General features: G+C 69.8%; 19 protein-coding genes. 8 read left to right on the top strand and 11 right to left on the bottom strand.

All coding sequences use genetic code 11. The features are described from left to right. Positions 1-15: 15 nt before the first annotated feature. The 5 genes from EHW97_RS05570 to EHW97_RS05550 form a co-directional block, all read right to left on the bottom strand. Positions 16-801, bottom strand: coding sequence for an SDR family oxidoreductase (locus tag EHW97_RS05570; RefSeq protein ID WP_124236175.1), 786 nt, complete (start codon positions 799-801; stop codon positions 16-18). After that, positions 798-2,018, bottom strand: coding sequence for an acyl-CoA dehydrogenase family protein (locus tag EHW97_RS05565; protein WP_124236174.1), 1,221 nt, complete (start codon positions 2,016-2,018; stop codon positions 798-800). The genes EHW97_RS05570 and EHW97_RS05565 overlap by 4 nt, the downstream gene beginning before the upstream one ends. Positions 2,019-2,021: 3 nt before the next feature. Next, positions 2,022-2,489 (bottom strand): MaoC family dehydratase, encoded by a 468-nt coding sequence (locus tag EHW97_RS05560; RefSeq protein ID WP_124236173.1) that lies wholly within the window; start codon positions 2,487-2,489, stop codon positions 2,022-2,024. 217 nt (positions 2,490-2,706) lie between these two features. Beyond that, positions 2,707-5,193, bottom strand: coding sequence for a DEAD/DEAH box helicase (locus EHW97_RS05555; RefSeq protein WP_124236172.1), 2,487 nt, complete (start codon positions 5,191-5,193; stop codon positions 2,707-2,709). A 28-nt stretch (positions 5,194-5,221) separates the two neighbouring features. Next, complete coding sequence (locus EHW97_RS05550; RefSeq protein WP_243696315.1) at positions 5,222-6,931, bottom strand: BCCT family transporter; 1,710 nt, start codon at positions 6,929-6,931, stop codon at positions 5,222-5,224. A 64-nt stretch (positions 6,932-6,995) separates the two neighbouring features. Between EHW97_RS05550 and EHW97_RS05545 the strand changes: the two genes are divergently transcribed. From EHW97_RS05545 to EHW97_RS05535, 3 genes are all read left to right on the top strand, one after another. Then, positions 6,996-7,289, top strand: coding sequence for a hypothetical protein (locus tag EHW97_RS05545; RefSeq protein WP_124236170.1), 294 nt, complete (start codon positions 6,996-6,998; stop codon positions 7,287-7,289). A 146-nt stretch (positions 7,290-7,435) separates the two neighbouring features. Beyond that, positions 7,436-7,786, top strand: a complete 351-nt coding sequence (locus EHW97_RS05540) for a PadR family transcriptional regulator (RefSeq protein WP_124236169.1) — start codon at positions 7,436-7,438, stop codon at positions 7,784-7,786. Beyond that, a complete protein-coding gene (locus EHW97_RS05535; RefSeq protein WP_124236168.1) occupies positions 7,783-8,730 on the top strand; it encodes a permease prefix domain 1-containing protein in 948 nt (315 codons plus the stop codon). The genes EHW97_RS05540 and EHW97_RS05535 overlap by 4 nt, the downstream gene beginning before the upstream one ends. Here EHW97_RS05535 and EHW97_RS05530 read toward each other — a convergent pair. The 3 genes from EHW97_RS05530 to EHW97_RS05520 are packed head-to-tail and all read right to left on the bottom strand — an operon-like array spanning position 8,720 to position 11,551. Continuing rightward, positions 8,720-8,989, bottom strand: coding sequence for a DUF2516 family protein (locus EHW97_RS05530; protein WP_124236167.1), 270 nt, complete (start codon positions 8,987-8,989; stop codon positions 8,720-8,722). The two genes, EHW97_RS05535 and EHW97_RS05530, sit on opposite strands and share 11 nt — an antisense overlap. A 33-nt stretch (positions 8,990-9,022) precedes the next feature. Continuing rightward, positions 9,023-9,364, bottom strand: a complete 342-nt coding sequence (locus EHW97_RS05525) for a MerR family transcriptional regulator (protein WP_124236166.1) — start codon at positions 9,362-9,364, stop codon at positions 9,023-9,025. A 27-nt stretch (positions 9,365-9,391) separates the two neighbouring features. After that, the gene (locus EHW97_RS05520; protein WP_124236165.1) at positions 9,392-11,551 is read right to left on the bottom strand and encodes an amylo-alpha-1,6-glucosidase; all 2,160 of its coding nucleotides are present in this window, start codon (positions 11,549-11,551) and stop codon (positions 9,392-9,394) included. Between the two features lie 138 nt (positions 11,552-11,689). Here EHW97_RS05520 and EHW97_RS05515 point away from each other — a divergent pair, with 138 nt between their 5' ends. Continuing rightward, positions 11,690-12,808 (top strand): glycosyltransferase family 4 protein, encoded by a 1,119-nt coding sequence (locus tag EHW97_RS05515; protein ID WP_124236164.1) that lies wholly within the window; start codon positions 11,690-11,692, stop codon positions 12,806-12,808. 53 nt (positions 12,809-12,861) lie between these two features. Here EHW97_RS05515 and EHW97_RS05510 read toward each other — a convergent pair whose 3' ends face one another. The 3 genes from EHW97_RS05510 to EHW97_RS05500 form a co-directional block, all read right to left on the bottom strand. Next, entirely contained in the window at positions 12,862-13,755 is an 894-nt protein-coding gene (locus EHW97_RS05510) for a hypothetical protein (protein ID WP_124236163.1), read from the bottom strand. Beyond that, the gene (locus EHW97_RS05505; RefSeq protein ID WP_124236162.1) at positions 13,752-14,159 is read right to left on the bottom strand and encodes a helix-turn-helix domain-containing protein; all 408 of its coding nucleotides are present in this window, start codon (positions 14,157-14,159) and stop codon (positions 13,752-13,754) included. Before EHW97_RS05505 ends, EHW97_RS05510 begins: the two co-directional genes overlap by 4 nt. 62 nt (positions 14,160-14,221) lie before the next feature. Further along, the gene (locus EHW97_RS05500; protein WP_124236161.1) at positions 14,222-15,151 is read right to left on the bottom strand and encodes an asparaginase; all 930 of its coding nucleotides are present in this window, start codon (positions 15,149-15,151) and stop codon (positions 14,222-14,224) included. Between the two features lie 283 nt (positions 15,152-15,434). On the opposite strand from EHW97_RS05500, the gene EHW97_RS05495 reads away from it, so the two are divergent. The 4 genes from EHW97_RS05495 to EHW97_RS05480 all read left to right on the top strand — a co-directional run bounded on the left by EHW97_RS05495 (position 15,435) and on the right by EHW97_RS05480 (position 20,259). Beyond that, complete coding sequence (locus EHW97_RS05495) at positions 15,435-16,484, top strand: mannose-1-phosphate guanylyltransferase (protein WP_243696314.1); 1,050 nt, start codon at positions 15,435-15,437, stop codon at positions 16,482-16,484. Between the two features lie 106 nt (positions 16,485-16,590). After that, a complete protein-coding gene (gene kdgD, locus EHW97_RS05490) occupies positions 16,591-17,505 on the top strand; it encodes a 5-dehydro-4-deoxyglucarate dehydratase (RefSeq protein WP_124236160.1) in 915 nt (304 codons plus the stop codon). A 1-nt stretch (position 17,506) separates the two neighbouring features. Next, the gene (locus EHW97_RS05485; protein ID WP_124236159.1) at positions 17,507-19,063 is read left to right on the top strand and encodes an aldehyde dehydrogenase (NADP(+)); all 1,557 of its coding nucleotides are present in this window, start codon (positions 17,507-17,509) and stop codon (positions 19,061-19,063) included. Beyond that, positions 19,060-20,259 carry an L-talarate/galactarate dehydratase gene (locus tag EHW97_RS05480; RefSeq protein ID WP_124236158.1) on the top strand — a complete coding sequence of 400 codons (1,200 nt, stop codon included), beginning with the start codon at positions 19,060-19,062 and terminating at the stop codon, positions 20,257-20,259. Before EHW97_RS05485 ends, EHW97_RS05480 begins: the two co-directional genes overlap by 4 nt. Positions 20,260-20,311: the final 52 nt, after the last annotated feature.

The raw sequence follows: 20,311 nt of genomic DNA, 5'->3' as shown, positions 1-20,311 counted from the left end.
AGGACGCGAGGCAGATCAGACCTCCAGAGATGCGCGGTACCGCTGCATGCCGGCGAGCCACCGGTCGGGGTCGGCGGCCTTCTGGGCGTACATCCGCCCCACCTCGACGTGCGGCAGCGCGTGGAAGCGCTTGGCGTCGATCGCCTCGAGGAGGGTCTGCGCGACCGTGTCGGCGTCGAGCACCGCGCCGGCCGTCGACACGGCCTTGTGGCCGAGCCGCGCTTCGCTCTCCTCGCGGCTCTCGCCGCCCTCGATCATGGGAGTCGCGACGCCCATGGGGCACAGGCAGCACACCTGGACTCCGCGGTCGCCGTACGTGGCGGCGAGCCACTCGGCGAATCCGACGGCAGCGTGCTTGCTGACCGAGTACGTCGGCGACCCCAACTGCGTGAGCAACCCGGCGGCCGACGCGGTGACCGCGAAGATGCCGCCGTCGCCGTCCACCCAGCGAGGGACGAGCGCCCGCGCGGCCCGCACGTGCGCCATGACGTTGACGTCCCACGACAGCGCCCAGTCCGACTCGGGAGCGTCGAGGCCGAACCCGCGGAACACTCCGGCGTTCGCGACGTACAGGTCGACGCCGCCGAACTCCTGATCAGCACGCGTCAGCAGCGCGGAGATGCCGTCGTCGGACGCGACGTCGGCGACGACGTACGGCTGCGCCAGGTCGCCCGCCGCCTCGGCGAGGCGCGCCTCGTCGAGGTCGGTGAGGACGACCTGGTCACCGCGCGCGACGAGCGCCCGGGCGACCGCGAGCCCGATGCCGCCCGCCGCGCCCGTGACGATCGCGCGCCTGCTCATCGCGCGAGCTGCTTTCGGATCTCGGCGCGGGCGAGCGAGTTCTTGTGGACCTCGTCGGGGCCGTCGGCGAAGCGGAGCGTGCGGATGCCGGCGAACATCTCGGCCAGCGGGAAGTCCTGGCTGAGACCACCGGCGCCGTGCACCTGGATGGCCTTGTCGAGGATCCACTCGACCGTCTGCGGCGTCGCGATCTTGATGGCCTGGATCTCCGTGTGCGCCCCCTTGTTGCCGACCGTGTCCATCAGCCAGGCGGTCTTGAGGGTGAGCAGACGCAGCTGCTCGATCTTGACCCGCGACTCGGCGATCCAGTCGCGCACGACGCCCTGATCGGAGATCGGCTTGCCGAAGGCGACCCGCTCGCTGGCGCGCTTGACCATCATCTCGACGGCGCGCTCAGCCAGGCCGATCGAGCGCATGCAGTGGTGGATGCGGCCCGGCCCGAGGCGGGCCTGAGCGATCGCGAAGCCCTCGCCCTCACCGCCGATGAGGTTGCTGGCGGGGACGCGCACGTCGGTGAAGCGCAGTTCGGCGTGACCGCCGTGATCGCGGTCGTGGAAGCCGAGCACGTGCATGCCCCGCACGACCTCGAGCCCCGGGGTGTCGCGCGGAACGAGGATCATCGACTGCTGGCGGTGACGCTCGGCCGTCGGGTCGGTCTTGCCCATGACGATGAAGACCTTGCAGTTGGGGTTCATCGCGCCGGTGATCCACCACTTGCGGCCGTTGATGACGTACTCGTCACCGTCACGGACGATCGAGGTCTCGATGTTCGTGGCGTCCGACGAGGCGACGTCCGGCTCGGTCATCGCGAACGCCGACCGGATCTCACCGGCCAGCAGCGGCTCGAGCCACTGCTGCTTCTGCTCGTCGGTGCCGAACATGTGCAGCACTTCCATGTTCCCGGTGTCCGGCGCGGCGCAGTTGACGGCCGGCGGCGCCAACTGGATGCTGCGACCGGTGATCTCCGCGAGCGGAGCGTACTGGAGGTTGGTCAGGCCCGCGCCCTTCTCGCCGGGGAGGAAGAAGTTCCACAGTCCCCGGCGCTTGGCCTCGGCCTTGAGGTCCTCGATGATCGCCGGCGGCTCCCATCGGTCCTCGCGGTAGTTGCGCTCGATCTGCTCGTGCGCGGTGGGCTCGGCCGGGTAGACGACCTCGTCCATGAACGCGTTCATGCGCTCGATGAGGTCCTGGGTGGTGCTGTCGAAGGCGAACTCCATGAATCAGGCTCCGTTTCCGGCCGACATGACGTAGACGACCTCGGCGATGCAGGCGGGCTTGTCGACGCCCTCGATCTCGATGACGAAGGAGATGACGGCCTGGGTGCCGATCGCGATGTCGCTCGTCTCCTTGAGCGTCCCGGTCGCGCGAACACGCGAGTCGACGGGGACAGGGTGCGGGAAGCGGACCTTGTTGGCGCCGTAGTTCACACCGAACGCGAGCCCGTTGACAGCGTAGATCTGCTCGGCCAGCGTCGGCAGCAGGGAGAGGGTCAGGTAGCCGTGGGCGATGGTCTTGCCGAACGGCCCGGAGGCGGCGCGCTCGGGGTCGACGTGGATCCACTGGTGGTCGCCCGTGGCGTCGGCGAACGTGTCGATCCGCTCCTGGGTGATCGTCAGCCAGTCACTGGTGCCGAGCTCTTCCCCGGCTGCGGCCTTGAACTCGTCGAGGCTCTCGAACACGCGAGGCATGGGCGACTCCTTCGTCAGATTGACTAAGCGCTTGCTTAGGTCGAACGCTAGCCGACCGCGTGTGGTCCGCGCTACCCCGTATCCACCGAAGCGGCGCGCTTCGGCATCGGCCCGCCTCTCCCCCGGAGCGGTGACTTAGCGTCCATTCGACGCCCTCAGACGGACGCTGAGCCACCGCCCGACGCGGAAATCGGACGCTCAGTCACCGCCCAGAGAGTCAGGTGCCGTAGGGGCCGACGCTGGCGACGCGGAGGACGGCCTCGCCGGCCTCGTCGCTCGCGGCGAGGTCGACCTCGGCGGAGAAGCCCCAGTCGTGGTCACCCTCCGGGTCGTCGAAGGTCTGCCGCACCCGCCACGACCCCGGTCCGACCTCGACGGTGAAGAACGCCGGGCCGCGGGCCTCCGGACCTGTGCCGAGGTCGGCGTACTCCTCGAAGTACTCCCCCATCGCCGCGGCCCAGTCGATGTCCGGGTCGAGGTCCGCGAGGTCGTCCCAGCGCTTCAACGCCGCGAGCTCGACCCGGCGGAATGCCGCATTGCGCACCAGCACCCGGAAGGCCCGCTCGTTGCGCGTGACGGGGCGCGGAGTGTCGGCACCGTCGGCGAGCGGTCGCACCGCTTCAGGCTCGTCGCCGCCGGCGATCAGCTGCTCCCACTCGTCGAGCAGGCTCGAGTCGGTCTGCCGGACCAGCTCACCGAGCCAGGCCACGAGGTCGGCGAGTTCCTCGTCCACGTACGACGGCGGAACCGTCCGCACCAGCGCGCGGTAGGCGTCGGACAGGTAGCGGAGCACGACTCCCTCGGACCGGGCGAGACCGTAGTCGGCGATCAGCTCGGCGAAGGTCAGCGCCCGCTCGGCCATCTCCCGCACGACGGACTTGGGCCGCAGTTCGTGCTCGCCCACCCACGGGTGCCCGGCGCGATAGGTCTCGTAGGCGGACTCCAGCAGGTCGCGCAGCGGTTGCGGGTGCTCCACGTCCTCGAGCAGCTCCATCCGCTCCTCGTACTCGATCCCGTCGGCCTTGAGCTCGGCCACCGCCTCGCCGCGGGCGCGGAACCGTTGCGCCGAGATCACCGGGCGCGGGTCCTCCAGGGTCGCCTCGATGACCGAGACCACGTCCAGCGCGTAGGTGGGGCTTTCGCGGTCGAGCAGTTCGAGACACGCCACCGCGAACGGTGAGAGCGGCTGGTTGAGGGCGAAGTTCTCCGGCAACTCGACGGTCAGCGCGAGTCCCGCGTCGGTGCGCTCGACGACGCCGCCGGCGAGCAGCGCCTCGATGATCGCCGTCGCCTCCCGGCGCAGCCGCTCCTTGCCGTCCTCGGACTCGTCGCACTCGGCGATCAGGTGCTCGATCGCGGCCTCGGTGTCGCCGGGCCGGGCGAGCAGGTCGAGAACCATCGAGTGGCTCATCCGCATGCGCGACACGAGCGGTTCCGGTGTGCCGTCGACGAGCCGCTCGAAGGTCTGCTCGTTCCACGAGACGAAGCCCTCGGGCGGCTTCTTGCGCACGACCTTGCGGCGCTTCTTCGGGTCGTCGCCCGCCTTGGCGAGCGCCTTGAGGTTCTCGATCTCGTGCTCGGGTGCCTGGACCGCGACGTGACCGACGGTGTCGAACCCGGCCCGGCCGGCGCGTCCGGCGATCTGCTGGAACTCGCGCACCTGCAGCGTGCGCTGCCGCGTTCCGTCGAATTTGCCGAGCCCGCTGAACAACACCGTGCGGATCGGCACGTTGATGCCCACGCCGAGGGTGTCGGTGCCGCAGACGACCTTGAGGAGCCCTTGCTGCGCCAGCCGCTCGACGAGCCGCCGGTATCGCGGCAACATGCCTGCGTGGTGCACGCCGATGCCCATCCGGACGAGGCGCGAGAGCGTCTTGCCGAATCCCGAGCGGAAGCGGAAGGCGCCCAGCGCCTCGACGATGGCGTCCCGCTCCTCGCGCGAGGCCACCTTGACGCTCGTCAGTGCTTGCGCACGCTCCAGCGCCGACGCCTGCGTGAAATGCACGACGTACACAGGCGCCTGACCCGTGGTCACGAGCTGTTCGATCGTCTCCTGAATCGGCGTCGTGACGTACTCGCTCACCAGCGGGACGGGACGTTCGGCCGAGGAGACGACCTGCGTGGCGCGTCCGGTTCGTCGCGTGAGGTCGGCCTGCAGCCGCGTCGTATCGCCCAGCGTGGCGGACATCAGCAGGAACTGCGCCCGCGGCAGCTCGATCAGCGGCACCTGCCACGCCCACCCGCGGTCGGGGTCGGCGTAGTAGTGAAACTCGTCCATCACGACGAGACCGATGTCGGCCTCCGCGCCCTCGCGCAGTGCCATGTTGGCGAGCACTTCAGCCGTGGCGCAGATGATGGGAGCGTCGGCGTTGACGGCCGCGTCGCCGGTCACCATGCCGACGTCGTCGGCTCCGAAGATCTCGCACAGGTCGAAGAACTTCTCGCTCACGAGGGCCTTGATCGGCGCGGTGTAGACCGCACACTCGCCCCGCGCCAGCGCAGCCGCCATGGCGGCCGTGGCGACGAGACTCTTGCCCGACCCCGTCGGCGTCGCCAGCACCACGTTGGAGCCGGAGACCAGCTCGAGAATGGCCTCGTCCTGTGCGGGGTAGAGCGTGAGTCCTCGGCTCTCGACCCACGTCCCGATCGCCTCGTAGACGGCGTCTTCGTCGCCTCGCTCGGGCAGGACGTCGGAGAGGCGCATAGTCACCATTGTCCCCGAGGCGGCGAGCTCACCGCCCCTCGCGTCGGTCACCCTCCGGCGGTGCGGTGTCTTCGTCGACGGTGGGGTCGCTCTCGACCGGTTCCACCACCAGGGCGAAGTCGCCGTCGTGCTCGTCCATGCCGGCGATCACCGCGGTCTCGACGACCTCCTGGGCGAGCACACCACGTTGGATGAGCGGATCGGTGCGCAGGTCCTTCACGAGCGAGAAGCACAGCACCACCATGACGATGACGAACGGGACCGACGCGACGATGGTGATGTTCTGTAGTCCGGTGAGGGCGTCATCACCGCCCACGATGAGCATGATCGCAGCGACCGCACCGGTCAGCGATCCCCAGAACACGACGGTCGGTCGGCTCGGCTCGATCGCGCCGTGCTCGCTGAGGGTTCCCATGACGAGTGACGCCGCGTCGGCTCCGGAGACGAAGAAGATGCCGACGAGCACCATCACGAGCACGGCCATGACGGCCGCCCACGGATAGTGGTTCAGCAGGTCGAACAGCGCGCGGTCGGAGTCGACTCCCGCCGAGGGGACCATGTCGCCGTCCACGCGCTGCCGGTCGATCGCGGCACCGCCGAAGACGGCGAACCACACCAGGCTCACGAGCGAGGGGACGACGAGCACGCCGGTGACGAACTGGCGGATCGTCCGCCCACGGCTGATCCGTGCGATGAACATGCCGACGAACGGGGTCCACGAGACCCACCAGGCCCAGTAGAAGATCGTCCATCCGGACAGCCACGTGTTGAGCGCGTCGTCGCCGCTGGCCGCCGTGCGCGACGCCATCTCGGTGAACTGCGAGACGTAGTCGCCGAGCGTCGTGGGCAACAGATTGAGGATGAACAGGGTCGGCCCGACGACGAAGATGAACACCGCGAGGATGACGGCGAGCACCATGTTGATGTTCGCGAGCCACTGGATGCCGCGCGCCAGGCCGGAGACGGCCGAGGCGATGAAGCCGATCGTCAGGACCACGATGATGAGCACCAGGACGATCTCGCTGACCGAGTCGACCCAGCCGTTGAATTCGAGTCCGGCGCCGATCTGCAGCGCGCCGAGACCGAGTGAGGCGGCCGACCCGAAGAGGGTCGCGAAGATGGCCAGCATGTCGATGATGCGGCCCGCGGGACCTTCCGCCGCCCGGCGGCCGAACAGCGGAATGAACGCCGAGCTCACGAGTTGGCGGCGCTTGCGGCGGAAGGTGCCGTAGGCGATCGCGACGCCGACGACAGCGTAGATCGCCCATGGGTGCAGGGCCCAGTGGAACATCGTGGTGGCCATCGCGACTTGAAGGGCCTCGTCGGTCTCGGCCGGAACAGTGCCTGGCGGAGGCGCGGCGAAGTGCGAGAGCGGTTCGGCGACGCCGAAGAACATGAGCCCGATGCCCATGCCAGCGCTGAACATCATCGCGATCCACGAGATGGTGCGGAACTCGGGCTTCTCGTCATCGTCGCCGAGCGGCACCTTGCCGTACTTGCTGGCGGCGAGCCAGATGACGAACACCACGAAGAAGCTGGCCGCCAGTACGAAGAACCAGCCGGTGTTCGTGATGACCCAGGCCTGCGCGTCGCCGGACGCCGAGGCGAGGCCGGGCGTACTCACCAGGCCCCAGGCGACGAAGCCGAGGGCGATGGCACCGGTGACGAAGAAGACGACGGGATCGATGCGCTGGCGCCAGGAGTGGCGCGGCGTCGTAGTGCTTCGTGTACTGCTCACTTCGCACACGGTAAACCCGTCGCATGATTCCTGCGCGCCGGACGGTCTTTCCTACACTCGTGGGGTGAGCGCGTGGGACGAGCTGGTGCGACTGGTGGAGACCGGCGCGCCCGATGGCGCGTTGGCGATCGCCGACGCGGACCTCGTCCACCTCGTGCAACGTGCCATCGACGAGCGCTCGGTCGATCCCGAGCTGAACGCGGACTCCGTGGCGCGCTGGCTTCCCGCTCTCGTCGCCGGTTACCGCGCTGCCGGCGCCTCCGGCGACCGCGGCGACGAGACCGAGATCCCCGAACTGCTCCGGATACTCACGCGTTGGTTGCACCCGGCTCGTCCGCGCGGCATCGCCACGCCCTGACCGCCCTCTCGCTGAGCGACATCCCCCCCAAAACGCGAGGGCGATACGCGATCCGCAGAGCTCCGATCTACTGGACCGTTCCCCGTGAGCCGACGCAATGCTGTCTCGCTTGTCATTAGTGTGCGACACACAGTACGGTGTGAGACATGAACCCCGACCCCGCTGCCGACCCGGTCGTCGCCGGCCACCTGCAGGAGCTGCGCCGAGGCACCGTGGTGCTCGCCGCGTTGGTCGCCTTACGCACCCCGGGCTACGGCTACGCACTGCTGGAAAGCCTCAATCAGCACGGGATCGTGGTCGATGCCAACACGCTGTATCCGCTGCTGCGCCGCCTGGAGAAGCAAGGCCTGCTGACCAGCGAGTGGAACACGGAGGAGTCACGGCCGCGCAAGTTCTACCGGACCAGCGATGAGGGTGACGCCCTCGCCTCCACCCTCATCGCCGACTGGCAGCGCCTCGACGCAAGCCTGCGCCACCTCACCGAGGAGACCTCATGAGCCAGCTGAACGACCGCTACGTGCACGCAGCCACCCGCTTCGTGACCGACGACGACGAGCGCACCGAACTCGACCTCGAACTGCGTGAACGGATCGCCGACACGATCGACGATCTTCGCGCCCGCGGACTGGAGGAGAGCGCGGCCGAACGCCAGGCCCTTACCGAGCTCGGCGATCCGCTGCGTCTGGCGGCGGAGTACCGCAGCCGGCCCATGCACCTCATCGGCCCGCGGTACTACTTCATCTGGCTGCGCCTGCTGGTCACGCTTCTGGCGATCGTGCCCGCGATCATCGCGGTGATCGACGCACTCGCGGGGGCGGGAGCCGGTGAATCGGCCGCGAACGTCCTCGCGTCGGCCGTCGCCACGGCACTTTCGGTCGCGGTGCACATCGCCTTCTGGACCACGCTCGTATTCGCGCTCATCGAGCGCGCGGCACCCGACGGCACCAAGGAGACGGAGTGGACGCCTGATCGTCTGCCCGAACTGCCGACGTCTGGCGCGGCTCGCGAACGCACCGACCTCATCGCCAGCCTCGTGTTCCTCGTGACGATGGCGGTTCTGCTGGTGTGGCAGCCGTTCTTCGTCGGCGGGGAACGGCTTGCCGTCCTCGACCCCGACCTCTGGCCGTGGTGGGGCGGCGCACTGCTCGCACTCATCGCGCTCGAGGCGGTGCAGGCGGTGTGGGTCTACCTGCGGGGATGGACGTGGCCGGCGGCCGGTGCCACCGTCGCGCTGTCGGTCGCATTCGGCGCGATCCTGATCTGGTTGCTGACGACCGACCGGCTCTTCAACCCGGCCTTCATCGACCACGTCGGCTGGAACCCCGGTTGGATCGAGTCGGCCACTCCGTTCTTCGTGACCGTCGCGGTGGTGATCGTCGCGTGGGAGAGCATCGACGCGCTGGTCAAGGCAGGCCGCCGAGGCAGGACCGTCAGCTCGTGACCGAGCGCAGTTGCGCGAGGTAGACGAGCGCCGCGACCGTCCCGGCGAGGTTGAGCAGGCCGAGCGGGCCGCTGCTGACGAAGATGAGGTGAACGGCGACCGAGAGCGCCAGGATCACCAGCCACGCCTTCTTCTGCAGCGTGCCCGCCAGCTCGAAGTCGTACGGGCGGCGACGGATGCAGTCGATCAGCGCGAACGCTTTGACGCACAGCAAGATGACCGACAACGCCAGTGCCAGATAGCTGTACGCGGTGAACATGGCAACACCCTAACGACCCGCCGAAGACGGCCGTCAGGTGTCGGTCTCGGAGCGTTCCTGGCGCAGCGTCGCGATCTCGTCCTCCAGCTCACCGACCTGCTGGCGCAACTCCAGGACCTTGCGGACTCCCGGCAGGGTGATCCCTTCGTCCGCGAGCTCCTTGACCTGCCGCAGCAGCTCGACTTCGTCGCGCGAGTACCGGCGCTGCCCACCACCGGAGCGCTCCGGCGTCACGACGTCCTCGGCCTCCAGACGGCGCAACGCTGCCGGTGTGAGTCCGAGCAGTTCGGACACCTGTCCGATGGTGTAGAAGGGGGCGGACCGGTCCTCCCACGGGGAGCGGTCGCCGGGCGCCGGCGTGTTGTCCTGCGTCATCCTGAGCCTCGTCTCGACGGCCCCCCATCATACTGTCCCCGCAGCGGAGTCGAGATCCCCCGCGTGGCGCAGCTCGGCCGGGAGCCCCTCGACCTCGACGCCCTGCGGGCTCGCCTCGATGTCGACCCTGGCCGAACCCAAGGGCAGCCGAGCAATGCTCACCGCGCCGATGGTGGACGGGGCTGGGCGGAGTCGGATCTCGCCACGGGGCACGTCGGCCTCGAGCCCCAGGGCGAGCCGGAGGATCTCGAAGGGGGCCGCCGCCGCCCACGCCTGCGGCGAGCACGAGGTCGGATATGGCACCGGCACCGGCTTCTCCGCCCGGTCGAATCCGCAGAACAGTTCCGGCAGTTGCCCGCCGAACGCCTCCAACGCGTCGAGGAGTGCCTCGGCCACTCGGAGCGCCTCATCGCGGAAGCCGTACCGTGCCATGCCTGCGGCGGTCAGCACCGTGTCGTGCGGCCACACGGACCCGTTGTGGTAGCTGGCCGGGTTGAAGGCCGGTGAGGCGGCCGAGCGTGTCCGGACGCCGAAGCCGGTGAACATCTCGGCGCTCATCAGCCGCGCCACGACGCGGTCGGCGAACGCGTCGTCGACGATGCCGCTCCACAAGCAGTGGCCGATGTTCGAGGACACGACGCGCACCGGTCGCTTGTGGCGATCCAGGGCCATCGCGTAGAAATCGAGGTCCTCGATCCAGAACGCCTCATGGAACCGCCGCTTGAGCTCCTCGGCCCGGGTGCGCCACTCCTCGGCTCCCCCGTCGCCCCAGGCCTCGGCGAGCTCGGCGCGAGCGAGGAACGCGGCGTAGCAGTAGCCCTGCACCTCGGCGAGCGCGATCGGCGCTACCGCGGGCCGCCCTTCGTCGTCGACGAGCGCGTCGAAGCTGTCCTTCCACCCCTGGTTCTCCAGGCCGCGGTCGGAACCGCGCTGGTACTCCACGAACCCGTCGCCGTCCCGGTCGCCGTACTCCACGATCCACCGGCACGCTCGCTCGACCGCGTCACGCAGCGGTCGCAGGTCCTCGGCGGGCACGCCCCACCGCAGCGCCTGACCCACCAGCATCACGAACAGTGGCGTCGAGTCGATCGAGCCGTAGTAGACGCTGTCGCCACCGAGCGCGAGGGACAGATCCGCCCCGAGCCGCACCTCGTGCAGGATCTTGCCCGGCTCCTCGTCGGTGAGTCGATCGACCGAGCGTCCTTGCAACCGCGCCAAGGTGCGCAGCGTGCCGACCGCCAACCACGGCGCGAAGGGCAGCATCATGTGGCCGGCGAGCAGCGAGTCCCGGCCGAACAACGCCATGAACCACGGGGCTCCGGCGGCCACGACGTCGTCATCAGGGTGGTCGGGGTCGGTGATGCGCAGCGCCCCGAGGTCACGCTCGCTCGTGGACAGCGCCTGGGACAGCACGGTGTTCTGCGCGACGATCCGCGGAGTGGCGTCGTGCCACCCTCGCATGCGGTGGGCCGGTTGAGCGGACTCGACCGGACGATCGGAGGGAAAGACAGGCGCGATCTCGTGCTGGTCCAGGCTGGGCAGCACCTCGATGGTCGTGGTCCACGAGTCCTGCGGATCGACGACGATCCGGAAGGTGAGGTGGTGAGGCGTGCCGTGGGCGCCGGGCGCGGTCACCCGCACACCGCGCTGCGATGCGCCGCGGTCGACCCAGAACAGCAGGTCAGACCCGACGTGCCGGTGCCCCACGTCGCCCGTCCCGACGGCGCGGTGCTCCTTCACCTGGAACAGATCGGCGAAGTCCACGTCCACCGCCAGCGTGAGGTCGAGACCGACGGCCTCGGGGCCGAAGTTGCGCACCGTGACGTCCTCGCGCATCCCCTGGCCCACGAACCGCCGCCGCTCGACGATGACGGTGGGCTCCGGGTGGCCGGCACGAGCGGCAGCGCGCCCCACGAAGAGGCACTCGTACGGCTCGGCCGGGATGACGGCGAGCGGCTCGACGGCGGCGCCGTCGACGGTGAGCCGCCATGATGAGATCACGCGGGTATCACGGACGAAGAGGCCGTCGGCCCGATGCGGCTGCATGCTGCCGTCGAAATCGCTCACGCAGAACGAGGAGCCCTCCACCAGGGTCACCGTCGAGGTGGGCGCGTCGGCAGACGGCAGGCCGCGCGGTCGCGTGCGATCGGTGTGGACGTCGTGCTGAAGCTGGGAACGCGGTTCCATCGGCGGATGAACTCTCCTTGAATGAGATCGGCGTTACTGACACTCGTCAAGGACGTTTGCTACAACTCTACCTGCAAGTTTGCTCCGACCTAGTCAGCAGGAACTTTGAGCGTCCCGGTTGAGTGAAAGGAGTGCTTGATGTCGCTCGCTCTTCGTTCGTCCGACCTTTCGGCCGCGCCGGCCGCTGACGCGCCGCTGAGGATCGGCATGGTCACCCCTCCCTGGTACGCCCTTCCGCCGCAGGGCTACGGCGGAACCGAGGCAGTCGTCGCGGCACTCGTCGATCAACTGGTGGCGCGAGGTCATGAGGTCACCCTGGTCGCAGCGGGCGAGAACGGCACCGCCGCCCAGGACTTCGTGCCGATCTACCCCGCCCCGCCCTCCGAACTCCTCGGCTCCTCCGCCATTCCGGAGGTCATCACCGCCGCGACGGCGGCGCGCGCCTTCGCCGAACGCGACCTCGACCTCATCCATGACCACTCCCTCGCCGGCCCGCTGCTGGCCTTCGGCCGCGACGTGCCGACCGTCGTCACGATGCACGGACCCGTCGACGGCGAGCACGGCGAGTTCCTGGCCCGCCTCGGCGACGCGGTGGGCGTCGTCTCGATCTCCGCGGCGCAACGGCGACTCGACCCGCGACTGCACTGGGTCGGCACGGTACACAACGCCATCGACGTGAGCTCGTTCCCGCTCGCGGTGGAGAAGGACAGCTACGTGTTGTGGATCGGGCGCTTCAGCCCCGACAAGGGCGCACACCTGGCGATCGACGCGGCCCGCCGCGCCGGCCGCCGCATCCTGCTGGCCGGAAAGCTCAACGAGCCGAGCGAGCACACGTACTTCGAGCAGGAGGTCGCTCCGCGCCTGGGGCAGCAGGCCGAGTACGTCGGGGAGGCCGACGCGGCGCTCAAGCGCGAGCTCTTCGCCGGTGCGCGATGCCTCGTGTTCCCGATTCAGTGGGAGGAGCCGTTCGGCATGGTGATGATCGAGGCTCTGGCGTGCGGTACCCCGGTGGTCGCGACGCGCCGGGGCAGCGTTCCCGAGGTGGTGCAGAACGGTACGACGGGCCTCATCGTCGACGCGGTCGATGACCTCGCGGCGGCGATCATCGCCGCAGAGGACCTCGATCCGCAGGCGTGCCGACGCCAGGCCGAGGAACGATTCGACCTCCCGGTCATGGCGACCGGATACGAGCGCGTGTATCGCGGCGTCCTAGAACGCAGCACGCCCTCCCCCGCAGCACGGGAGAGGGCGGCGTGACGAAGGTTCCTGCGGCGTTTTCCCGACGCCGGAGCCGGCTCTGACGCTGCGCGTCAGTCGTCGGACGTGGTGCCGGCGGAGGCGTCGGTTCCGGTGCCGGGCGACTTCTTCGGCGTCGACTTCTTGGCGGGCGTCGAGGACTTGGTCGGCTTCGGCGTCTGCGTGGACGTGCTGCCGGTGCCGGCCTTCTTCGCCGGCGTCTTCTTGGCCGTCGAGGACGCCTTCTTCGCAGTGGTGCTCGACTTCTTCGCGGGAGCCTTCTTCGCCGTCGAGGCCGACTTCTTGGCCGGTGCCTTCCTGGCCGTCGACGTCGTCTTCGTGGCAGCCGTCTTCTTCGCCGGCGAGTTCTGTGCGGGCGCGTTGGTCACGGCCGACTGCGCCGCCGAGGCGGTCGCCTGCTGGGCGGCGGCTGCAGCGGTGGCGGCGGCGTTCGGCGGCGTCGTTCCCGGCTCGGTCCCTCGCGCCGGGTCGTCGGTGGCGGGCGCCCGCGCGGCAGCGTCGTCGACGACCTCCGCCGCCTTTCCCGTGAGGAACGCAGCGCGCTCCTGAAGCTCCTCGACGAGATCCTCGACCCGGTCCTTGAGCTCGTCGACGAGACCGTCGGCGCGCTCGGCGAACTCCTCGACCGCCTTCTTCAGATCGTCGACCTTGGCGTCGTCGACGCGGCCACGCACCCCGGCGACGAGGTCGTCAGCGCGCTCGGAGAGGTCGTCGACCGCCGTGCGCAGGTCGGTGAGAGTGAGGTTCCTGGCTTTGGCGACGAGGTCGTCGCTCTTGGTCACGAGATCGGTGTACGCGGTGGTGGCCGATTCCAGCGCCACCTGTGCGAGGCCTTCGGCCTTCTTCTGCAGGTCGGCCACGTCGATGCCCTTGACGGTGGCGGGCAGTGCCTTGATGTCGGCGATCAGCGACATGAGTTGGGCGTTCACGGTGTCGGCAAAGCTCATGAGTCCTCCTTGGCGTGGGCGAGCTTCTCGGTCAGTTCGTCGCTCGAGGCGTCGTTCATGCCGACGAACGATCGGTAGATGTCCACGAGCGCGGACTTCTGCCGCGCGGTGAGACGGGGATCGAGGGCGATGGCGTCCTCGACCATGCGGGGTCCGAGGTCCTCGCTGTCGAGGATCCCGGCCCGGACGTAGAGCGACTCCGCCGAGATCCGCAGCGCCTTGGCGATCTGCTGCAGCACCTCCGCGGAGGGCCGGCGCAGACCACGCTCGATCTGGCTGAGATAGGGGTTGGAGACGTCAGCGAGCTCGGCGAGCTGACGCAAGGAGAGCTGCGCCTGCTGGCGCTGCGTGCGCACGTACTCGCCGAGGTTGCCCACGGCGCCGTGCATGCTCAACTTGGCCATGCCTCCATGGTGCTAACAAAAGTTAGCGTTTGCAAGCTGCCAGCAAAGTGCGCTGCCTCACATCAGAAGGCGACGCGGATCTCCCCGACCGGCTGGCCGCCGCCCAGGATCTGCGGGCGCTCGGTGAGGATGGGCGCGGACCAGCCCGCCAGTTCCACCGCGCGGCCGGCCACCGCGAGCAGCGCCCGCTCGCCGCCGTCCTCCACCTTCACGACGATCGCCGTGCCGTCGGGCAGGCCCACGACGAAGACGGCCTCGGCCCCGGACTTGGCCAACACGCCGGGCATCTCGGTCATGAAGCGGGCCTCTCCGCGCCGCGTGCCGCTGACATACGTGGGGTGCGCCATCATCGCGTCCCGCAACCGCGCTTCGAGAGTGCCGTCGGCGGCGGTCGCAATGCGCGCGATCCCGGTCGCCAGGTGGCGGACGCTCGTCGCATGCTGCGGAGCTCCGCAGCCGTCGATCCCGATGGCCGCCGGTCGGCCGTCCGTCAACTCCGAGAACACCTCGGTGATGGTCTGCTGCAGGGGATGTTCGAGGTCGAGGTAATTCTCGGTCGACCAGCCGTTCTCGACGCAGGTGAGCAGCATCGCGGCGTGCTTGCCCGAGCAGTCGTGGCGGATACGCAGGCGCCCGCCACCGGCGCGCAGGACATTGGCGTGCTCGTGCAGGTCGACCGGATACGACGGCGGAGTCTGCAGCGCGCCCTCACTGAGGCCCGCCCTGCTCAGGACCTCGCGCACGGCCTCCAGATGGAAAGGCTCCGCGGAGTGGCTCGCCGCGGCGAGCGCGAGGTACTCCCCCGTCAACGGCAACCCGGCGCGCAGCATCGCGAGCGCCTGGAAGGGCTTGTTGGTGGACCGCGGATAGATCACGGTGTCGGGCTCACCGATCGCCCACACCACCGCGCCATCGGCGTCCACGCGCACCGCGACGCCGCGGTGGCGACTCTCGACGAGACCGGAACGTTCGACTTCGGCGATGACATCCACGCCGACAGCCTACGAGCGATCCGCCCCCACGCAGCCCAGCGCCGCGCGCCCCGTGCCAGCCCAACGCCTCGATCCCCCGGGTGATCAATCCCCCAGGTGGTCTCGATACGCTCCCTCGTTCCTCGGTCGCTACTCGACCACCTACAGCCTGCGCTGGTGGTCGAGTAGGGCGGAGCTCTGCGGAGCCCGTATCGAGACCACGTCCCGACAGCCTGCGTAGGCGGTCGCGTGCAGGTGGGGGTTGGGTAGTGTCCGGACGGAACGTCGTCCGAAGGAGATCCTCGTGAGCCCGTTGCATGCGATCGTGCCCGCCGGGGGCGCCGGAACGCGCCTGTGGCCGTTGTCGCGGGCGAGTCACCCCAAGTTCCTCCTCGACCTGACCGGGACGGGCCGCAGTCTCCTGCAGCAGACATGGGACCGCCTGCTGCCCCTCACCGGCCCGGAACGCATCCACGTGGTCACCGGGCAGCGGCACGCCGCGGCCGTCGCCGCCCAACTCCGCGACGCCGACGTGCTCGCCGAGCCGTCGCCGCGCGACTCGATGCCCGCGATCGGCCTCGCGGCAGCCGTCATCGCCGCACGGGAGCCCGACGCCGTGATCGGCTCGTTCGCCGCGGACCACGTGATCGGCGACGACGAACTCTTCCACGCGGCAGTGCGCGAGGCCGTCGACGTCGCCGCGACCGGCAAGGTCGTGACCATCGGCCTCGAACCGACCTTCGCCTCCGCCGCCTTCGGCTACATCGAGGCCGCAGAGCGCCTTCCGGGGATGCCCACCGCGCGCGCGGTGGCGCGGTTCGTGGAGAAGCCGGACGCCGAGACAGCGGCCGCGTACCTGGCCACCGGAGCCTTCTCCTGGAACGCGGGGATGTTCGTCACGCGGGCCGACGTCCTGCTCGGGCACCTCGAGCGTCTCCACCCACCGCTGCACGAGGGACTGCGGACGATCGCCGCGGCCTGGGACACCCCCCGTCGAGACGAGGTCCTCGACGAGCACTGGCCGCGCCTCACCAGGATCTCGATCGACCACGCGGTCGCCGAACCGGTGTCGCTCGACGGCGGCGTCGCGGTGGTGCCTGGACGCTTCGCCTGGACCGATCTCGGCGACTTCGCGTCCCTCGCCGACACCGCCGACAGCGACGATGCGGTCTGGGTCGACGCCGACGGGTTCGTCGCGACGCGCACGGCCCAGACGGTGAGCGTCGTGGGCATCGCAGACGCGGTCGTCGCCGTCACCGATGACGCCGTGCTGGTGACCACGCGCGCGCACGCACAACAGGTCAAAGCGGTGCCCGCCGCGTGGCAGGAGCGCGGGCGCGACGACCTGCTCTGACCCAGCGCGGCAATACCCTGAGGGGTATCAGGGCATCCAAGAGAAGTGTTGGACGAGAATGACTCGCCGTTCCTACGATCGCAGCACACCCACGATCGGAGGAACCATGACCGCGCTGAGCCCCACCGACCTCGCCCGTGCCCTCGGTACCGGGCTGCTCTCGTTCCCGATCACGCACCTCACGGACGATCTGGAGTTCGACGAGGCGGCGTACCGGGAGAACATCGGGTGGCTCTCGCAGTTCTCGGCCGCGGGACTGTTCGCCGCGGGCGGCACCGGGGAGTTCTTCTCCCTCGCACCGGCCGAGGTCGAGCAGATCGTCCGCGCCGCGGTCGAGGAGGCGCCTGACGACACCCCGATCGTCGCGCCCGCCGGCTACGGCACGTCGACCGCCGCCGAGCTCGCCCGTTCCGCGCAGCGCGCCGGAGCCGACGGCATCCTGCTCTTCCCGCCGTACCTGACCGAAGCCGGCCAGGAGGGCCTCGCGCACCACGTGCGCGCCGTCTGCGAGGCCACGGACCTCGGCGTCATCTTGTACAACCGCGCGAACGCCGTCTACTCCGAGCAGCTCGTCGAGCAGCTCGCCGAGGAGTGCCCGAACTTCGTCGGGTTCAAGGACGGCGTCGGCAACATCGAGCAGATGTCGCGCATCTACGCCCGCCTGGGCGACCGGCTGCTGTACATCGGCGGCCTCCCGACCGCCGAGATGTTCGCCCTCCCCTACCTGAGCCTCGGCCTGACGACGTACTCCTCGGCGATCTTCAACTTCCTGCCAGAGTTCGCTGCGTCCTTCTACACCGCCGTTCGCACCGGCGACCGCGACACGGTGTTCCGGGCGCTCAACGACTTCGTCATCCCGTACTGCGATCTGCGCAACCAGGAGCCCGGCTACGCGGTGAGCATCGTCAAGGCGGGCATGAAGGTCATCGGCCGGCCCGCCGGTCCGGTGCGACCGCCGCTGACCGATCTCGACGAGAACGAGCTCGCGACGCTCGCAGACCTGGTGAAGAAGGTGTCCTGACGTGACGGACCTCGGACACCACCTCATCGGCGGTGAACTCGTCGGTCCCGGTGACGGGCCCACCTTCCAGGCCGTCGACCCGGCGACGGGCGGTGCGCTCGAGCCGGCCTTCGGCGAGGGCGACGCAGCCCTCATCGACCGCGCGGCGCGCCTGGCCTGGGAGGCTTTCGCGAGCTACCGCACCACGTCCCCCGAGGACCGCGCGCGGTTCCTCGAGAGCATCGCCACGGGCATCGAGGACGCCGCACAGGACATCGCCGACCAGGTGACGCGCGAGACCGGGCTGCCGGCCGCGCGGGTCGCCGGAGAGACCGCGCGCACCGCGGGACAACTTCGCCTCTTCGCGGCCGTGTTGCGCGACGGCACTTGGCAGCACCTGGTCATGGAGCCCGCCCTGCCCGATCGCGCCCCGCTCCCCCGCCCCGACCTGCGCCAGCGGCCCGTGCCCCTCGGCCCCGTCGCGGTGTTCGGCGCAAGCAACTTCCCGCTCGCCTTCTCGGTCGCGGGCGGCGACACCGCGTCCGCCCTCGCCGCCGGAGCGCCGGTCGTCGTGAAGGCGCACCCGGCGCACCCGGGCACGAGCGAGCTGGTGGGCCGGGTCGTCGCGCGCGCCGTCCACGACCACGGCCTTCACCCGGGCACGTTCTCGCTGATCCACGGCACCACGCACGAGGTCGGGACCGCCCTCGTGCAGCATCCGGCGATCCGGGCGGTCGGGTTCACCGGCTCCCGCACGGGCGGCCTCGCCCTCGCCGATGCTGCCGCGGACCGACCGGTGCCCATCCCCGTGTTCGCCGAGATGTCGTCGATCAACCCGGTCTTCGTCCTGCCCGGCGCCCTCGCCGCCGACCCCGAGGGACTCGCCGCCGGCCTCGTCACCTCGGTCACCGGCAGCGGGGGCCAGCTCTGCACCAAGCCGGGTCTCGTCTTCGTGCCGCGGAGCGCAGCCACCGACGCGTTCCTGACGGCGGCCGCCGAGCAGATCCGCGCCGTGGCGCCGTCGATCATGCTCACCCGCGGCATCCGCGACGCGTTCGAGGGCATCAGCGACAGCATCGCAGGCATCGACGGCGTCGACGAGCTCGACCGCGGTACGGCTGACGACGGTCCGACGACGAGCACCGCCCGCGTGTTCGTGACGGACCTGGCCACGTTCGACGCCGATCCGCAGCTTCAGCAGGAGATGTTCGGGCCTGCGACGCTGCTCGTGCTCGTCGACGACCCTGCGCAGCTGCGAGTCGTGCCCGAGCGCCTCGAGGGCCAGCTCACGGCGACTCTCCATCTCACCGCCGAGGATCACGAGCTGGCGCGCCCCCTGCTGTCGGAGCTGGAGCTGCTGGTCGGCCGGGTCATCGTCAACGGCTGGCCCACGGGCGTCGACGTCGGCCACGCCATGGTGCACGGCGGACCGTACCCGGCCACGTCGGCGCCCGCGACGACGTCCGTCGGCGCCCGCGCGATCGAGCGCTTCGTGCGTCCGGTCGTCTATCAGAACGTGCCCACGGAACTGCTCGCCCCCGAACTTCAGGACACCACCAGCAAGGAGACCGCCTCATGACGCTGTCGACCGATCGCCCCACCAGCGCCCTGGCGTCGCCGGACGCCGCTCTCACGGCCGCGGCAGCCGGTCCCGCCTCGATCGACCGGATCGAGGAGGTCACGCTCTCCTCGGTGGTGCTGCCTCTCGCGACGCCGATCAGCGACGCCAAGGTGCTCACCGGGCGGCAGAAGCCCATGACCGAAGTGGTCTTCCTCGTCACTGAGATCCGCACGCGCGACGGACACCAGGGAGTCGGGTTCTCCTACTCCAAGCGCGCCGGCGGCCCGGGGCAGTACGCCCACGCCCGGGAGATCGCGCCGGTGCTCATCGGCGAGGACCCCAACGACATCGCCAAGATCTGGACCAAGTTGACCTGGGCCGGCGCCTCGGTCGGCCGCAGCGGCCTGGCGACTCAGGCGATCGCGTCCATCGACGTGGCCCTGTGGGACCTCAAGGCCAAGCGTGCGGGCCTGCCGCTGGCGAAGCTCATCGGCGCTCAGCGCGACTCCGTCCGCACGTACAACACGTCGGGCGGGTTCCTCCACACGCCGATCGAGCAGGTCAAGGAGAATGCCGCACGCTCGCTCGAGGCGGGCATCGGCGCGATCAAGCTCAAGGTCGGCCAGCCCAACTGGCGTGAGGACCTGCGACGCGTCGAGGCCGTGCGCGAGTTCCTGGACCCCGACGTCCCGCTCATGGTGGACGCGAATCAGCAGTGGGACCGGCCGACCGCGCAGCGCATGGGCCGGATCTTCGAGGAGTTCGGCCTCGTCTGGATCGAGGAACCGCTCGACGCCTACGACGTCGAAGGCCACGCCCAGCTCGCCCGCTCGCTCGACACTCCCATCGCGACCGGCGAGATGCTCAGCAGCGTCGCCGAGCACCTTCGCCTCATCGAGGCCGGCGGTGCCGACATCATCCAGCCCGACGCGCCCCGCATCGGCGGTATCACCCAGTTCCTCAAGCTCACGACGATCGCCGAGAGCCGCCAACTCTCCCTGGCTCCGCACTTCGCCATGGAGATCCATCTGCACCTGGCCGCGACGTACGGTCTGGAGCCGTGGGTCGAGCACTTCGACTGGCTCGACCCGCTGTTCGAGGAGCGCCTCGAGACGCGTGACGGTCGCATGTGGCTGTCCGATCGCCCCGGCCTCGGGTTCACTCTCAGCGAGCAGGCACGGGCGTGGACCGTCGCGAGCGAGACCTTCCGCTGACGGCAGCACCCACGCACGACGAAGGGCCCCGGCGAGTGCGCCGGGGCCCTTC

The organism is Aeromicrobium camelliae, assembly GCF_003850045.1.
In the GTDB taxonomy this organism is placed as follows: domain Bacteria; phylum Actinomycetota; class Actinomycetes; order Propionibacteriales; family Nocardioidaceae; genus Aeromicrobium; species Aeromicrobium camelliae.
Note: the sequence above shows the minus strand (reverse complement) of the source record. Positions and strands in the feature narration are given on the sequence as shown.

What these genes read in the sequence shown, in the direction of transcription:
- EHW97_RS05560 (WP_124236173.1), bottom strand. Translation starts at nt 2,489, where the DNA reads ATGCCTCGCGTGTTCGAGAGCCTCGACGAGTTCAAGGCCGCAGCCGGG.
- EHW97_RS05525 (WP_124236166.1), bottom strand. Translation starts at nt 9,364, where the DNA reads ATGACGCAGGACAACACGCCGGCGCCCGGCGACCGCTCCCCGTGGGAG.
- kdgD (WP_124236160.1), top strand. Translation starts at nt 16,591, where the DNA reads ATGACCGCGCTGAGCCCCACCGACCTCGCCCGTGCCCTCGGTACCGGG.
- EHW97_RS05530 (WP_124236167.1), bottom strand. Translation starts at nt 8,989, where the DNA reads ATGTTCACCGCGTACAGCTATCTGGCACTGGCGTTGTCGGTCATCTTG.
- EHW97_RS05540 (WP_124236169.1), top strand. Translation starts at nt 7,436, where the DNA reads ATGAACCCCGACCCCGCTGCCGACCCGGTCGTCGCCGGCCACCTGCAG.
- EHW97_RS05565 (WP_124236174.1), bottom strand. Translation starts at nt 2,018, where the DNA reads ATGGAGTTCGCCTTCGACAGCACCACCCAGGACCTCATCGAGCGCATG.
- EHW97_RS05555 (WP_124236172.1), bottom strand. Translation starts at nt 5,193, where the DNA reads ATGCGCCTCTCCGACGTCCTGCCCGAGCGAGGCGACGAAGACGCCGTC.
- EHW97_RS05535 (WP_124236168.1), top strand. Translation starts at nt 7,783, where the DNA reads ATGAGCCAGCTGAACGACCGCTACGTGCACGCAGCCACCCGCTTCGTG.
- EHW97_RS05480 (WP_124236158.1), top strand. Translation starts at nt 19,060, where the DNA reads ATGACGCTGTCGACCGATCGCCCCACCAGCGCCCTGGCGTCGCCGGAC.
- EHW97_RS05515 (WP_124236164.1), top strand. Translation starts at nt 11,690, where the DNA reads ATGTCGCTCGCTCTTCGTTCGTCCGACCTTTCGGCCGCGCCGGCCGCT.
- EHW97_RS05520 (WP_124236165.1), bottom strand. Translation starts at nt 11,551, where the DNA reads ATGGAACCGCGTTCCCAGCTTCAGCACGACGTCCACACCGATCGCACG.
- EHW97_RS05570 (WP_124236175.1), bottom strand. Translation starts at nt 801, where the DNA reads ATGAGCAGGCGCGCGATCGTCACGGGCGCGGCGGGCGGCATCGGGCTC.
- EHW97_RS05505 (WP_124236162.1), bottom strand. Translation starts at nt 14,159, where the DNA reads ATGGCCAAGTTGAGCATGCACGGCGCCGTGGGCAACCTCGGCGAGTAC.
- EHW97_RS05510 (WP_124236163.1), bottom strand. Translation starts at nt 13,755, where the DNA reads ATGAGCTTTGCCGACACCGTGAACGCCCAACTCATGTCGCTGATCGCC.